Annotated in this window: 13 protein-coding genes; 3 read left to right on the top strand and 10 right to left on the bottom strand. The window is 39.4% G+C overall.

Annotated features, from left to right (window positions below):
• Positions 1-101: 101 nt before the first annotated feature.
• The 3 genes from MSHOH_RS12200 to MSHOH_RS12190 all read left to right on the top strand — a co-directional run bounded on the left by MSHOH_RS12200 (position 102) and on the right by MSHOH_RS12190 (position 1,917).
• On the top strand, positions 102-617 hold the full coding sequence (locus MSHOH_RS12200; RefSeq protein WP_048139976.1) for a PAS domain-containing protein: 516 nt from the start codon (positions 102-104) through the stop codon (positions 615-617).
• Positions 604-1,353 carry a PAS domain-containing protein gene (locus tag MSHOH_RS12195; protein ID WP_048139974.1) on the top strand — a complete coding sequence of 250 codons (750 nt, stop codon included), beginning with the start codon at positions 604-606 and terminating at the stop codon, positions 1,351-1,353. Before MSHOH_RS12200 ends, MSHOH_RS12195 begins: the two co-directional genes overlap by 14 nt.
• Positions 1,354-1,611: 258 nt before the next feature.
• Positions 1,612-1,917: a large conductance mechanosensitive channel protein MscL gene (locus MSHOH_RS12190; protein WP_048139972.1), complete on the top strand. Its 306-nt coding sequence runs from the start codon at positions 1,612-1,614 to the stop codon at positions 1,915-1,917.
• A 225-nt stretch (positions 1,918-2,142) separates the two neighbouring features.
• Here the strand turns inward: MSHOH_RS12190 and MSHOH_RS12185 are convergent, their stop codons facing one another.
• The 10 genes from MSHOH_RS12185 to MSHOH_RS12145 all read right to left on the bottom strand — a co-directional run bounded on the left by MSHOH_RS12185 (position 2,143) and on the right by MSHOH_RS12145 (position 14,254).
• Entirely contained in the window at positions 2,143-2,979 is an 837-nt protein-coding gene (locus MSHOH_RS12185; protein WP_394297752.1) for a YihY/virulence factor BrkB family protein, read from the bottom strand.
• A gap of 503 nt (positions 2,980-3,482) precedes the next feature.
• Complete coding sequence (locus tag MSHOH_RS12180; protein WP_048139968.1) at positions 3,483-3,773, bottom strand: hypothetical protein; 291 nt, start codon at positions 3,771-3,773, stop codon at positions 3,483-3,485.
• Between the two features lie 372 nt (positions 3,774-4,145).
• A complete protein-coding gene (locus MSHOH_RS12175; protein WP_048139966.1) occupies positions 4,146-5,747 on the bottom strand; it encodes a sodium:solute symporter family protein in 1,602 nt (533 codons plus the stop codon).
• Positions 5,747-5,872, bottom strand: a complete 126-nt coding sequence (locus MSHOH_RS25690; RefSeq protein ID WP_269851987.1) for a symporter small accessory protein — start codon at positions 5,870-5,872, stop codon at positions 5,747-5,749. The genes MSHOH_RS12175 and MSHOH_RS25690 overlap by 1 nt, the downstream gene beginning before the upstream one ends.
• 247 nt (positions 5,873-6,119) lie before the next feature.
• A complete protein-coding gene (locus MSHOH_RS12170) occupies positions 6,120-7,661 on the bottom strand; it encodes a flippase (RefSeq protein ID WP_048139964.1) in 1,542 nt (513 codons plus the stop codon).
• A 13-nt stretch (positions 7,662-7,674) separates the two neighbouring features.
• Entirely contained in the window at positions 7,675-8,055 is a 381-nt protein-coding gene (locus MSHOH_RS12165) for a hypothetical protein (protein ID WP_048139962.1), read from the bottom strand.
• Between the two features lie 1,199 nt (positions 8,056-9,254).
• Positions 9,255-11,192: a PGF-pre-PGF domain-containing protein gene (locus tag MSHOH_RS12155; RefSeq protein WP_052730847.1), complete on the bottom strand. Its 1,938-nt coding sequence runs from the start codon at positions 11,190-11,192 to the stop codon at positions 9,255-9,257.
• Between the two features lie 704 nt (positions 11,193-11,896).
• Complete coding sequence (locus MSHOH_RS22850; protein ID WP_048139958.1) at positions 11,897-12,052, bottom strand: DUF1328 domain-containing protein; 156 nt, start codon at positions 12,050-12,052, stop codon at positions 11,897-11,899.
• Between the two features lie 399 nt (positions 12,053-12,451).
• Entirely contained in the window at positions 12,452-12,613 is a 162-nt protein-coding gene (locus MSHOH_RS25240) for a double zinc ribbon domain-containing protein (protein ID WP_239450947.1), read from the bottom strand.
• A 447-nt stretch (positions 12,614-13,060) separates the two neighbouring features.
• Entirely contained in the window at positions 13,061-14,254 is a 1,194-nt protein-coding gene (locus tag MSHOH_RS12145; protein ID WP_048139956.1) for a DUF1015 domain-containing protein, read from the bottom strand.
• Positions 14,255-14,282: the final 28 nt, after the last annotated feature.

The following is a 14,282-nucleotide window of genomic DNA, read 5'->3' as shown; positions in this document are numbered from 1 at the left end:
TATAAAATTATAAAATTTATGTTCAGTTAAAATATTTATATATAAATTAGAATGGCTTGTATATTATTTTTTAAATCCAATTGCTTTTGGAGTGTGAGCTGATGGATTCCTTAAAAAAAGATGGAAACAGGATATGGATAAGCGTATCACCATATCTTGTAATAGATTCCGATAACAGACCTAATTTTGTAGTTTTCCAGATAGATGATATAACCAGGCAAAAGAAAGCTGATATTTCTTCCAGAGTTCCTGAAAGAAGTTTTGATTCCATCTTCGAAAACTCAACTGACGGTGTAGCTATCAATGAGCAGGTAGGCAATTTTTTAGAAGCTAACCAGATACTGTGTGATAAATTGGGGTACTCAAGAGATGAACTGCTAAATAAAACAGCAACTGAGTTTATCATCTTGAAATCCTCAAAGGTTTTTGCTGAGAAGGTAAGAGAGCTGTATCGGAATGGGCAGGCAGCAGTACAGGTTATGGCTATCTGTAAAAGTGGTGCTATTTTACCTGTAGAGCTGAGTATGTGGCTTATCGAATACAAAGGTAAACAGGCTATATTTTCGATTGTAGCTGATCTTACAAAACGAAAAAGCCGAACAAATGCTAAAGTATGAAAGGGACCGTGTACAGAATTACTTGGATATTGCAGGGACAATAATAATTGCTATTGATACCGAACAAAAAGTTGCGCTTATAATCAAAAAAAGTTCCGAGCTTCTTGGTTATCATCAAAAGGACATTCTTGGAAAAAACTGGTTTGATACCTTCATACCTGAGAAATGCAGGCAGGAAACAAAAGAGGTTTATTTACAGTTAATCTCCGGAAACCTTGGGTCTTTTGAACACTTTGAAAATCCTGTTTTAACCCGAAATGGCGAGGAACGTATAATCAGGTGGTATAACAGCATTCTGAAGGACAAAAAAGGCAGAATTATCGGAACCCTGAGTTCCGGGGAAGATATTACTGAACGCAAAAAAGTAGAGGAAGAAATGAAGGTCAGAAGTGTGGCTATGGACTCTTCCCTCACTGCCATAGCTATAGCCAACCCTGAAGGCTATATTACTTATGTTAATTCGGCTTTCGTGAAACTCTGGGACTTCTTCAATGAAGAGGAGGTCCTTGGAAAATCAGTCAGAGATTTGGGGACTTCGGGTAAGACGATTACTCTTGTTATAAATGAACTTTTCTCCAGAGGAAGCTGGGCAGGAGAACTAAGCTGCAGGAGAAAAGACAGAACTGAGTTTCATGTCCACCTTTCAGCAAGTCTTGTAATGGATGAGACTGGAAAAACTATCTGCATCATGGGATCATTTCGGATATATCAGGGAATAAAGAAGCAGAACAGATGATGATTGAAGCCAGAATGAGGGCTGAAGATGCAAACCACGCAAAAAGTAACTTTCTGGCTTCCTTAAGAAATAGTTTTTTCCCTGGAAACGGCAGATTTTTTTAAGAGTTTGTTCTGACTTTAACCCTGATTTTAGATTTACTTCTGGTTTTTAGCTTTTGTTACTGATTTTCAATTTTTTTTTTCTGATCATTGTTTCATATTTTTTTAAGAACTTATTCCGACAATTTATATTATTTCATTTATACGGTGGAAAAGTATGGGTCTTTTAAGCGAATTCAAAGAATTCCTTTACGAATACAAGGTAATTCCCCTTGCAGTTGCTTTTATCATGGGAATAGCATCCACAGCTCTTGTAAAGTCACTCGTGGATAATGTCATCATGCCGATTATCACACCTTTTGTTCCTGGAGGGGGCTGGGAGACAGCAACCCTTGAGATCGGGTCAATAGTAATAAGTTGGGGAGCTTTTCTGGCAGAGTTGATAAATTTCGCTATAATTGCATTCGCAGTCTTTATCATCGCAAAGAAGGTGCTGAAGGAAGAAAAAGTTGAAAAGAAATAAATCCCTAAAGTATGTTTAAAAGATTTGGTAAATTACAATAAGCGTAAAGAGAAAACAAACAGCACTTATCGTTGTAAATGCACAAAACCTTATACCATGAAAAGAGACTCATTTCGGGATGGGGTTTGCTGAAGCATGCTAAAGAAACAAACATGATCGAGAATACGAAAAAACCATCTCGACCTCGATTGAAGAGAAGATTTACAGCTGGACAAACCTTCCGGTTCAGGGAGAAGTTCGTGATTCAGAGTAGACTTTTGTGAACTCAGCACCAATTGTAATCATAATTGAAGAATAGTAAATCAGAAGAAATAACCCTATGATTGACCCGATTGCCCCGTAGATGCTTGTAAGGTTGCTATATGATAAATAAAGGCCCATTGCGTACTTGCCTATGGTTATGAGAATTACTGTTACGAGTGATCCTATAAAAACAGGCTTCAAATCAAGCTTTGTATCGGGCAACACCCTGTATACAAGCATGAAAAACAGCACAAGGATCAGGAAGCTGGCTATGGAACCTGTATACTGGGCAATAGAAGGCGAAAAAGGGAAAAAACCCTGAAATATGCTTGAAACTGCATAAACAACTCCTTCAATAATTATACTAAGTATAAGGAGTCCTCCAAGACCTATGACTATAAAAAAGGAAACAATTGCATCTTTTGTAAAGTCTTTAATAGTATTGGACTCAGCGGGCTTGATATTCCAGATTTTCTCAAGGAAATTTTTCAATTGTCTGAAAATATTGCTTGCACTCCAGAGAAGGAACAAAAATCCAATTAATGCGCCTATTGAGAGGGAACTGAAATCCGGAATATTTTCAAAAATTGCAGATATCATGTCAATCACGCTCTGATCAACGGGTCCCTGCAGATAGTCTGTTATATTATTCTGGATCTCTTCTGATATTAAGAAAATACTTCCTACATATACTAAAAACAACAAAAGGGCCGGAAGGCTTAACACAAAATAAAAGGCCAGCGCAGCACTGTAAGCCTGTGCATCATCTTCAATCCACTCCTTTATTGTCCCTTTGACCAGATCTTTTACATGTTTCAAATTCACGTTCTCCCCCAAATTACAATATTATATATCCATTTTATTAAATAGCTCTTATCAAAATTTTACCAAATCCTTTTCTGCAAGACTTAAATAAAGTATCGGTCGGAAAAATCAATAAATATGCAATGGATTTCATCAGATTATATACCATTCTGCCTGAGAAACACCTACTTAATTTCGGAAAAAACTCTTTAATTTTTACGTTTCAGGAAAGACCCTGTCAGCCTGGATGGAGGCAGGTAAAAAAGAAGAGATAAAATGAAAAGAAGAAAAAAGAGTTTTTGAAAAAGAGTTTTTGAAAAAGAGTTTTTGAAAAAGAGTTTTGAGACAGAAATAAACTTATTTTTCTTCACGTTCCGTTCTGTTTCTCGTTTCTTTATTTATTTCTTACTGGTTTAACCGGATGAAATCTCATAAAAGCAGATAAACATGGGTAAAAATCCATGAAGGTTTTAATTTCGCCTTTTTATCCTTCACAGCACTTTCTGACGCTTAGTCGATTAATATGTAACTTCAATAGTATTTCCTTCCCCATCAGTAGCTCTTATTCTTATCAGAGAGGGAAAGAAAAATACTGGAGTTTTGCATACTACATTATCATAAATTTTACTTATGGAAGATCCTGCTTCAAGAGCTTCATTTTCGGTGATCATCGACTTTTTCCTTTCTGAAACTGGTTTGTTCTGCCTTATGTTTGAAAAAGAGCATATTCTTGATGAAGAAATTAATTCTATACAGGCTGTACATTTGGTTTTCTTTTTTCTGGTTCCTGAAAACTTATTTCTTTTCATGGTCCCCACCCTTTTCAACTCTCTTATTTTTATACTTGATGATTCTGTAAATTATTTAACACTGTTCTATACGCTTACACTGCATATAAATCTTTCTTTTTTTAGACATGAATGTCTAAAAAAAGTACTTATTAATTATTTTAATACAGTTTTAATTTTTTATTTTCAAAACTTTTAATTATATCTGGTAGCTAAGACCAATGAGCAGTCCACTTAACAGAAATTAAAAAATATCTCGAAAAAAAGTAAACAGCTGTTCTTTAACATTCACTATTTAAAATAGGCTCATGGGCTGAACGTCTGAAGTGATTCAGCCCATGAAAGTCGGTACTAATCTTACCTGCTTAAATCAGTACCCCTTTATCAGTATTCTTATCTGTTTATGGCCTTCTTTCCGTAACAGGTTTCAAGATGTTCATTTGACGGAGGGCTGGTTACAAGGCTTACAACAACGGCTGCTAGTATAGCAAGTGGAGTTGCAACAAGTATGGGATCAATAACAGTCCAGGTTCCGGTCAGGAGGGTAGCTTTTCCGAAAAGAGCCTGACTGATACCGAGAGGGGAGGCTTCTTTTGCGTGCACGAAAACAAGCCAGAAAAGGCTGCTAAACGTCCCGACAATAAGGCTTGCAATAGCTCCTTCTTTTGTCATGCGCTTCCAGAAAAGGGCGCCTGTATACATCGGAAGGAAAGCTGCTGCACAGAGCCCGAAGAAAATTGCTGTGGCACTTGCAATAATACTTATCGGAAGCATATATGCAAGAATCACACTTGCAAGAATTGTTACTGCGATACCCAGTTTTGTTATGGTAACGGTTTTGCCGGATTTTCCTTTCATAAGGTACTCGCGGTAAAAGTCGTGTCCTATTGCCGTGCCCATTGTATGGAACTGTGAGCTCAATGTAGACATTGCGGCAGCAAGCAGGGTAAGCATAAAAAGGATAACAAAAAGGTCAGGCATGGAGCTGTTAATGTACTCGGGAATTATAAGGTCGGTATTTCCTTTTGCAACTGCAATTGAGATCAGGTTCTGTGTCTTATAGAAGTAGGCATTTGAAAGCGCACCTACGGTAAACGCGACTCCTGTCATCATGAAAATGAAAGGCCCGCCTACAAGGACTGCCCTGTTAAGGGCTCTGTCATCCTTAACCGTCATGAACCTGACTGCAAGTTGCGGCTGGGCAAGGACTCCTATTCCAACTCCCAGGACAAGAGTTGAGACAAGGGTCCACCACAGAGTTGAACCGAACGCAGGCATCGCAGTCCACCCCAGGTGTCCTCCCTGTACAAGGGATTCCGGAACAAGCGGAGCCATATCGGTTAGCATTCTGTGTGCTTCCGTAATGCCGCCAAGTTTTGAGTAGGTCAGGAACATTAAAACTCCCATACCTACAAACATTAGGGCTCCCTGAAGTGCGTCGGTGTACATGACAGCTATTAAACCGCCTGTTATCACATAGGCTGCAATTATAACTGTAAAGACTAAAACCGCGACATCATAATTAATTCCAAGTGTAGTCTCAAGGAACCTTGCAGCTCCTATGAGGACTATTCCGGAATAAAGAGGCATGAATATACCCAGCAGAATCCCTGAAAAGCCCTGTATGAATCTTGATTCAAAGCGTCTTCCCATTAACTCCGGAAAAGTCACAGCCCTGAGATTTAAACCCATACGCCTGGTTTTTGACCCGAATATGACGAAGGCGATGAATATCCCTACAAAAACGTTCATGAATGTGAGCCACAAAAGCCCCATCCCGAGGACTCCGGCTGCCCCGCCGAACCCCACTATTGCAGACGTGCTTATGAAAGTTGCCCCATAAGAAAGGGCAAGTACGTATGAATGAATCTTCCTCCCTGCAATCATGTAGTCGTCTATGTCTTTCGTTTTTTTGTATCCTACCCATCCCAGGTAAAATATCACCATCAGGTAGATCAGAACCGCCAGTCCGAGAACAGGAGTGCTTACAACCATTATTGCACAACCTCCTCTTCAGCACCGGCATTCCACATCAAAATGCCATATGCAATGCATCCAAGAGCGCTAACAAAACACAGGATATATGCAATCCAGATCTGGGGATCAATAATTCCGAGCATTTTTTTATCTCCAGTCGAATCAACGAGTTAACTCGCAATCCATGATAATGTGTAGTATGTTAACAAGTAACAAAGATTAACCTATCGGGAGAAAAAAACCGTGGAAATAGAATAAGAAAACGGCTGGTAACACTCTGAAATTTGGCTGCATCTGGATACATGCAGTTTTTCATTTTAAAAATTGAGTGAAAAATAGGGGTTCGACATATCTCAAAGAGATATGCCGGTTGTTTTACGTCCAGGCAAATTATGATGCAAGTGTCCTGATTGCCTGAGGAATGTGGCCACTGACATTTTGCCGGATTGTTTTTCTTATCTCTCCTATCATGCTTACTTCAGTTCTGTCCAGTATGTTTGCATAATGAACGATTGCAAAGTACGCAATGATGAAGACTGCGTATTCCCAGGCTGCACCGGAAAGCGGAATTACTTCCTTGATAGCGAGCATGAATGCAGTCAAGATGACACAAACCAGGGTCAGCTTTCTGTACATAGAAGTGAAAGGATGCATATTCTGCTTCTTCCAGGCTCTTAAGGTCATTAAGACTTCTATCGATGCATAAGATACGGCAGTCCCTATAGCCGCGCCTACCATGCCATAGTCAGGTATAAGCGTGAAATTAATTACGACGTTAATTCCTGCACTTGCAACCGAACACTTCATCAGGAAGTCAGAATCTCCGGATGCCAGTAAAGTGTGGTAGTTGAATCCGAAATATGAGTTTGCTATGAATCCCATGGCAAGGACGCGCAGGGCAGTGGTACCCCCTATATATTCCGCTCCGTAGAGCTTCGTAATAAGAAACTCAGGATACACAAATATCAGTGCAAAGATAGGGAATGTAAGCAGGAAGCACCATTTGGTCATTACCGCATAGATCGAACCAACCGGTTGAGTTTCGTTCAGACCCCATAGCTTTGATGCCACAGGAACATACACATAGCCCATGGAAGCTATTACCAGGGACAGGAACCCTACTAGAGGATACACTGCATTGTAAACCCCTACAACTTCAGCCGGCTTGAAATAGCCGAGCATTATGGTATCTGTCCAGCTCATGAGGTTCAGCAGAGTTGCAGTTATCAGGAGCGGGAATGAGTACCTTATCAGCTGCCGGGTTGGTTCGCTGAACTTAAACTTCAGTTCCGGTTTAACTGGCGGTTTCTTTATAAAGTACACCGACATTATGCCGAAAGTAAATACCATTGAAAGCAGGTCTGCAAACACGACTCCTTTCAGAGAAGCACCGAAGAATACGGCCGTTGAAGCAAATCCGAGCAGGGATACCGGCCTTATGATGTTATAGAAATACATATTAACATTCGTACGGTCGAATCCTCTGTAGATCGCTACTGTCAGGTTCAGGAGTATGGTGAACGGAATAGCAAAGACCAGGATCTTAACTATGGACAGGATCTGGCCCTGTGCATCAAATCCCTCTCCTGCCAGTTTTTCGAACAGTGAAGGCGAAACCAGAATCGCAAGCAGGCCTGCAATAATGCCCATAAGTATAGCTGATAGTATTAATTCATGTACCTTCTGTTCCTCCTGCCTGCCCCTGAAGAACGCAATATATCTGGGCACTCCTTCATTAAGTCCGAGAGTTGCGACTGCACCTGAAATTGATATTACTGTAAGTGCGAGGGAATATGTGCCGAAGTCGGCTGGCGAGAGGTGTGATGTCATTACTTTTTTAATCAGGATATCGAGAAGCATCCCGAGGAAGGTTCCTGCAAGTATTACACCGGAACCGCCCACTATCCGGTTAATCGATTCGTTAACTGACATGAGACTCCCCACCTTAATTTCTGTTTTCCGGGGCTTCCGGGCAAGAACAGAGTTCTGATGCCCTGCCAGTTAAGAACGAATAACTCTCGGTTAGCAGGTTAAAGTTCTGATAGTTTCTTTCTGCAGTCTGCAGGAAACATAAGCCTGATTCTTCAACCTTGCATATCTTACCAGATAGGGATCTGACATTTGATGGAGTGAAATAAGTACCGGGATGGATAAACAATTTCATTTCAGGGTTTCGGGTTTCAAAGTTTGCCGTTTCAAATTCCTTAAAACAGCTGTAAGTCTTGAGTGCGTCGTTGTGTCTGTCTTTTTGCTCGAATTCTTGTCCAGTTGCTCCAGGGTGAGCCAGGACAAGGTCTAACCGGGGTTTCTCTTTAACAATCGACATGGTTCGCTTACGACCTTTCGGGTTGGATTAAAGGTAGGTCTTCGATTGTATTGGGGCTGGAGTCCAGGTAGGGTATGATAGAATCACGGGACGGATTTCCCGCGGGATTCTGTTTGTGGTTGAGTATCTGAGCACTCAATAATAGCTGGACTTCATGGCAGTACCGAGAAATTGTGGGTTGGGTGGATCTTCTCAGGTAGTGCCCCGTAGGTTGGGTTGAATCTTGGTAGGGTCCCGATTGGTTGGAACAAATCGGGATTGAGCTCGAATCGAAACCGAATTCGAAGCCGGATCCTGGCAGGACCCTGTCAGGTTTTCCGCCGGATCCTTAATTGGGTCTAGGGTGGGTTTTGGGTTTTATACCGGTGGCTTTGGGTCTGGCTCACCGGATTTTAATTGGATATCTACTCTTCCGTTTTCGATGGATTGGAGTAAATCTGTTTTTGAAAGCTGCTACCTTTTTTGCACAACGGCTGCTTAGGGATTTGAGCCATTGCTTCAATACATTCACAGCAGGTTGGATACCTGACGGCTACTGGAAGGCAGCAGGGTACTTTTTGTAATCTTGATATTGTTTTTCTTAAAATCGGAGAAATCCCAACTTATTAAATTTAATTGAAAGTTTCCCTCAATTTTATTAGAAGTACCTGCTCGACTAAGTATATAAGCATTTTGGAACTAATGTCCTGTTATCATAATCGGGTCAAACTGGTACCTGAGCGAAAAGTCATTTACAATGTCCTTTTCTAAAGATCGGGTAGAAGGCTGACTCCGAAGATTTAAGCCGGCACTCAGAAGTTGAACTTAGAGCTATATCTCGGCTTTGTTTCCGAAAATAAGCCGAAAAAATACGGTTTTAAGTCCAGAATGTCTGATTTGCCTTTTTAGGACATCTCTAAACTTATTTCTCATGTCAGAGATTTCGGGCTCAAGAACCTTATTTTCTTGCCTTTTTTGTATAAAGGCAAGAAGATAAAAGCATCTATCCTGAAAAGCAAACTAACGCAAAAAAACCGCAAAAACATCATAATTTATCATTATGATTATTCTTTTGATCTTAAGCGAAAATTTCCAAAACAGTGCTCCCCTATTGCAGACTATTATACTAGAATTATTATATAAATACTTATTTGTCAAAATAAATAATGTAAAAAGGGAGTGGAAGAAGTGAAAAAAAGGATAAAAAGTGGGAGAAAATCTCAAACTTTCGCCCAATCTCTTATGTACTCAATCCATTCTGAAAACAGGGCAGCAATTTCGGAAATCACTTCAGAGCCATGGATGTATGTGCTTTTTCTCTGCTTTGACATCTCAGCTGTGAACCCTGTGCTTTCCTTATCCTTCATGTCTACGGAACGAGTTTCCGGACCAGAACCCGATTCAGTTACATTTTCCGAAAAACCGCTTTCTTTGCCAGTTATTGCAAAGAAAGAGAAGCCTGCTGTTTCGGCCGTGAAATACGTAAATTCGTTATCTTCTTTCAGTACCGTGACAGGGAGTTGTTCCCACTCTCCATCGTCGTATCTGTTCAGGGTAATGGAAGAGTTGTCTACCATGCTTTCCTGCATCCAGTCATTTTCAACCTTAAAGCAGATGACAGAACTCTCAATATTCTTTAGGCTTGCATACCCGCTGTTTCCTACCCAGACATTAAAGGACTTATAGACTTTATCCGAAGGAAGATCGGAAACAAGGGTAGATTTGTTTTTTAACTGCTCGGCAATTGTTGTTGTTTTGCCAGCAGTCTTCTTTGAGTCGAAGCTCACATAAACGACACATGTTGCGTTCCTTGGGAATTCAAACTGAGTAGCTTTGCCGTTTGTGATAAAGGCCTGGGAAAGTTCTTTTACCTCAATATTACTTGCAGGTTCAGGGGAACCACTAACACTGCCGCCTGCGCTTCTGTGGCTTTTTCCTCCGCTGCTTCTACTGCTGTCTTCTTTGTCTCCAGATCCATCATCTGTGATTTCACTGTCTACAGAACTATCATCCGCAACTTCACTTTCGCCGTTTACATTGTCAATGGAATTATCTTCTTTCGTTTCCGTAACTGTAATCGTAGCAGTTTTCGAATTAGTGCCGTTTGAATTGGTTACGGTTAGTTTGGCAATGTAGGTTCCTGGGGTTGTGTATTCATAGACCGCGTTCTGGTCAATAGAGTCAATTTGTCCGTTACTGTCAAAGTCCCATTCCCTTCCTTCAGCGTTCTCCGATAGGTCGGCAAACTGAACTGACAGAGGAGCAGGGCCACTGATGGTATTGGTTTCGAAGTTTGCAACCGGAACCACAGATGTAGTTTCTTCATTGGTTTCTTCATTGGTTTCTTCGTTGGTTTCTTCATTAGCTTTTTCGGTGGTAGATACGAGAGGAAGAGAGTCTGCATAAGTACTGTTCTCGAAACTGTACACGACATCGGCAATACCATCTCCGTCGGCATCTGTTGCGGTATCGGAAAAGCCGGTTTCGTCAGGTTTTCCCCAGAAATTCCCACCGATGTAAGGGCCGCCTGCAACGTTCGTACCTGAGGTTTTTGCAGTACTGTATGCGTTTCCTGTCCCGTTCTTAATTTCTCCATTAACAGTGTTAACAAAATAGTTATCAAAAACGAGATTATTATCACTTCTTGGACATACATAAAGCCCGCTAACGCCGTTTAAGGTGATTGTGTTACCTGAGACCGTGTTGCCATCAGAAGTGCCCAGGTGAATGCCACGCCCTTTGTTACTGGAAGCTGTGTTGCCTGAGATTGTATTATCGTTTGAGGTTGCAAGCACAATCCCGAAATCACTATTATTTGTAATATCGTTGTTTGAGATGGTGATTCCTTTAGAACTCAGAAGATAAATTCCGTAACCATTGTTAGAAAGTAAATTGTTCTCAATGACGCAGTTACCGCACCCGGACAACTTGATCCCTGCATAGCTTGACTTTGTTCCTGTAATCTCAAGCCCGCTGACTTTTATGGAATCTGCCTGTAAGGAAAGTACACTGGCACTTGAGCTTTTGGCTTTGATGATTGTATTTTCAGGGTTTCCGGACTTGGATCTGATCATCAGATTGCCTGTACTGATAACAATATTTTCTGTATAGGTCCCAGGTTGTAGTATAATTTCATCGCCTGAGGTTGCGTTGTTCACCGCGGTCTGTATCGAATCTCCCGGCTGGACAAAATTTCAGCTGCAGTCACGAGACCCGAGCCTGATATCAGGATGAAAATAGCTGCCAATAATGTTATTCGTTTTTTTTATTCTCATTCCTCCTTAAGTTAGAAAAGTATGGGTGATACTTTAATTAATTAATTAATTAATTAATTAATTAATTAAATAGAATCTTATAATATGCAATATAAGTATACTGATATAAATAAATATTAATAAAAAGATATATTTTGAAGTAATATAATTGATAAAAAAATTATTAAGAATTATACTTTGGATTAAGATAAAAAATAAAACTGCTTTTAAAACAAGAAATTATGAACTATTTTTTTGCCTGAGCTACTATGTTCGTTTTTTCGTTTTAATAATTATTAGTTTATTGATAGAGTATTCACATCTATAATAGTATTTTATGTCTATGCATTTTTAATATCTGATAATTACTTAACTCAGATACTTAGAAACTTGACGAACTTCTGAAAAATTTCAGGAATATATGCAATTCATAAATTATATTTATTAGAAAAAGTTGATTTGATATTTTAATTTATTCTTTTTCCTGATCCTTAAAACAGGTTCTGATCCTCAAGACAAACTCTTATTCTTAAGATAAAAATGACGGGCATAAAGCTGTTTTATGCCCATTTATTGTCTTTTAGCACTACTGTTACAGGAAATTACCGTCACAAAATTAGCGAAATGATCGCAAGTATAACAAAGATTATAACAAGCCACTTTGCGATCTCCATAGAGAAACCGGCAATTCCCCGTGCGCCCAAAATGTATGCAACTAGTGCTAAAATTAAAAATACCACTGCTAATCCGATCAAGTCCGGCATATTTTACTCCCCCAATGTTCATTTAACTGATAAATTGTTTATTAGATTAAAGGTATTTATAATTTGACTGTCAAAGTAACTCGTTTTTACATATAATGATATTTTCTCTCCCGAATTCGGCAAATTGACGTTTTAATTAAGATATTTTTTTTGAAATCATGCTTTCTTAATTAGTTTATTTCCTTACTTTTTATTACATTCATGGTTTCTATAATTGAGCGAATTATATGCTCATTACACCTTAAATAAATGATCAAAGGAAACTGTAGCATATTCGTTAATATAAAAACAAGAAAACCTCTTATTCAAAAATACTTGAATATTTTTTCATAGCAGATTCGTCAAAAAATCAAAAGATAGGGGCAAACCTGCATGAAACTGGACCCCTTTTCTATTATTTCAGACCAGTTTTGTTCCGCAGTCTTCGCAGAACCTGGTGCCAATAGATACTTTATTTCCGCAATTCGGGCATTTTATGAGGGTAATGGATGCTCCGCAGTTATTGCAGAATTTTCCTTCCCCTGAGATTTTTCCGCATTTGCCTGGAAGATGCCAGGACAAATATACTATTACTAATTATTGTGGTTTTTGAAATTTCCGGTAACGAACTATAGATCCATGAGTCTCAAAAAAGTTAGTACTTGCTTTGGTTGAAGACTTTGGATCTGGGAAAATATCTATTTGAGAGCTGCCGTAACGAAAGTAAAATGATTATAACTATCTCAGAAAACTCAAAATTTCTGATAAGGTTTCTTTTGCCCTGAGTAAAAAAACAGGTGTTTAATAGCTTTTTTTTTGCAGAAATTGATTTTCCCAAAGAGCTTTTTATATCTTTAGTATTTATTTTCAAGCAATCAGCTATATGGTTACGATAATACAATCTTTAAAACCTAAAAATTTTGTTAAAATCCTCTTGAATTTAATGCAACAGCTTGTACTTGACGGCTGAATGAAAGTATTGGAAACAAAAACTACTGAAACGATCGGAAAAAATATTGCCTGGAAGAATTACTGTATAATCCTTCTAGCTTCAATATAATACCTTTTCTCGTTTTCTTTTCCAAGAGAAAAGGATTTTCTCGGGAGAATCCCCTTCTTTTTTATAAGGGAAAAGAATTCACTTCTTTTTAAGCAGGGAAGGAAAAAACCAATACTTTCAGGCTTTTTTCCAAGTTTCTCAACAACTTCCGGGTCATGTTCGTATTCAACCAGATAATCGTCAATAATCTCATCAAGAGTTTCAACCTCAAGGTCATGCACGGGGTTATCAAAGACAAGGATTCCCTGCCTGTCTTTTGTAATAAAGCCGATTGAATGGCCCTCAATATTACAAAAAGAAGAAATAGCAGTCGGATTTCCGACTGGAGATTCTACAATTCTTGCACTGAATTTTTGTAGTAGTTTCTCAGGATCGACCCTTCTTACAAGCCTGTGGATAGGCTCAAAGGTAAGCCCTGGATCGTGAACGTTTACGAGTTCTACAAGTGCGTATCTTGCCGGATGGTTGTCGGGGACTGTCTCTTTAATTTTCTCCCAGAAACTTTTTGCTGCAGCAAGGCTGTGATTTCCGTCTCCGACAAGAAGGGTTCCAAGTGCCTGAATTCTTTCCGAAATCTCCTCAATTGTCTTTTCGTCACTGATCTTAAATCCTCTTATATGACCGCCGTCTTCCATCAAATCAAAATCATAAATCCTGTTCCCTTCATAAACAGGATCGGACGTGTCTCTGGGAAGGACGGAAAAGTCAGGGTCATCGTATAAAACAAGGACGTGGGTAAGCTCCAGTTCTGCGTTTTCTCTTATTTTTACCCTCGCAGGGAGCCTTTCTTTAATTGTTTTTTCGGTTGGCCGGATAAAAGATTCAGACCCGTTATATTCATACCCTTTCAGGTCAACCGCAACGACCAGGCCTGTCCTTTCACTCCCTGAAACAGAACGTTTTACAAGAATAAAGCAGGGTCCGTGATTAACAAGAATGGATCTGTAATTGTGCATTGCTTCATGAATATTATTTACTCTATTTTCATCTAAGGGAAGATAGATTTCAGGGTAAATTAAATTAAGAGTAGATGGAGCATCTCCAACAAATTCTTCTACTCTTTTCCAGTACTCTCTGTCCTGAGTATGCTGGTCACAGGCAATCACTGCCCATTCTTTCCAGTTATCCTCCGGGAGAAGAATGTGAGGAACGTGTAATATCATGGTTAATAAAAAAATAGAGAGGAGATAT

Origin of the sequence: Methanosarcina horonobensis HB-1 = JCM 15518 (assembly GCF_000970285.1) — an archaeon.
In the GTDB taxonomy this organism is placed as follows: domain Archaea; phylum Halobacteriota; class Methanosarcinia; order Methanosarcinales; family Methanosarcinaceae; genus Methanosarcina; species Methanosarcina horonobensis.
The sequence above is the reverse complement of the archived record's forward strand: the minus strand, read 5'-3'. Positions and strand labels throughout refer to the sequence as shown.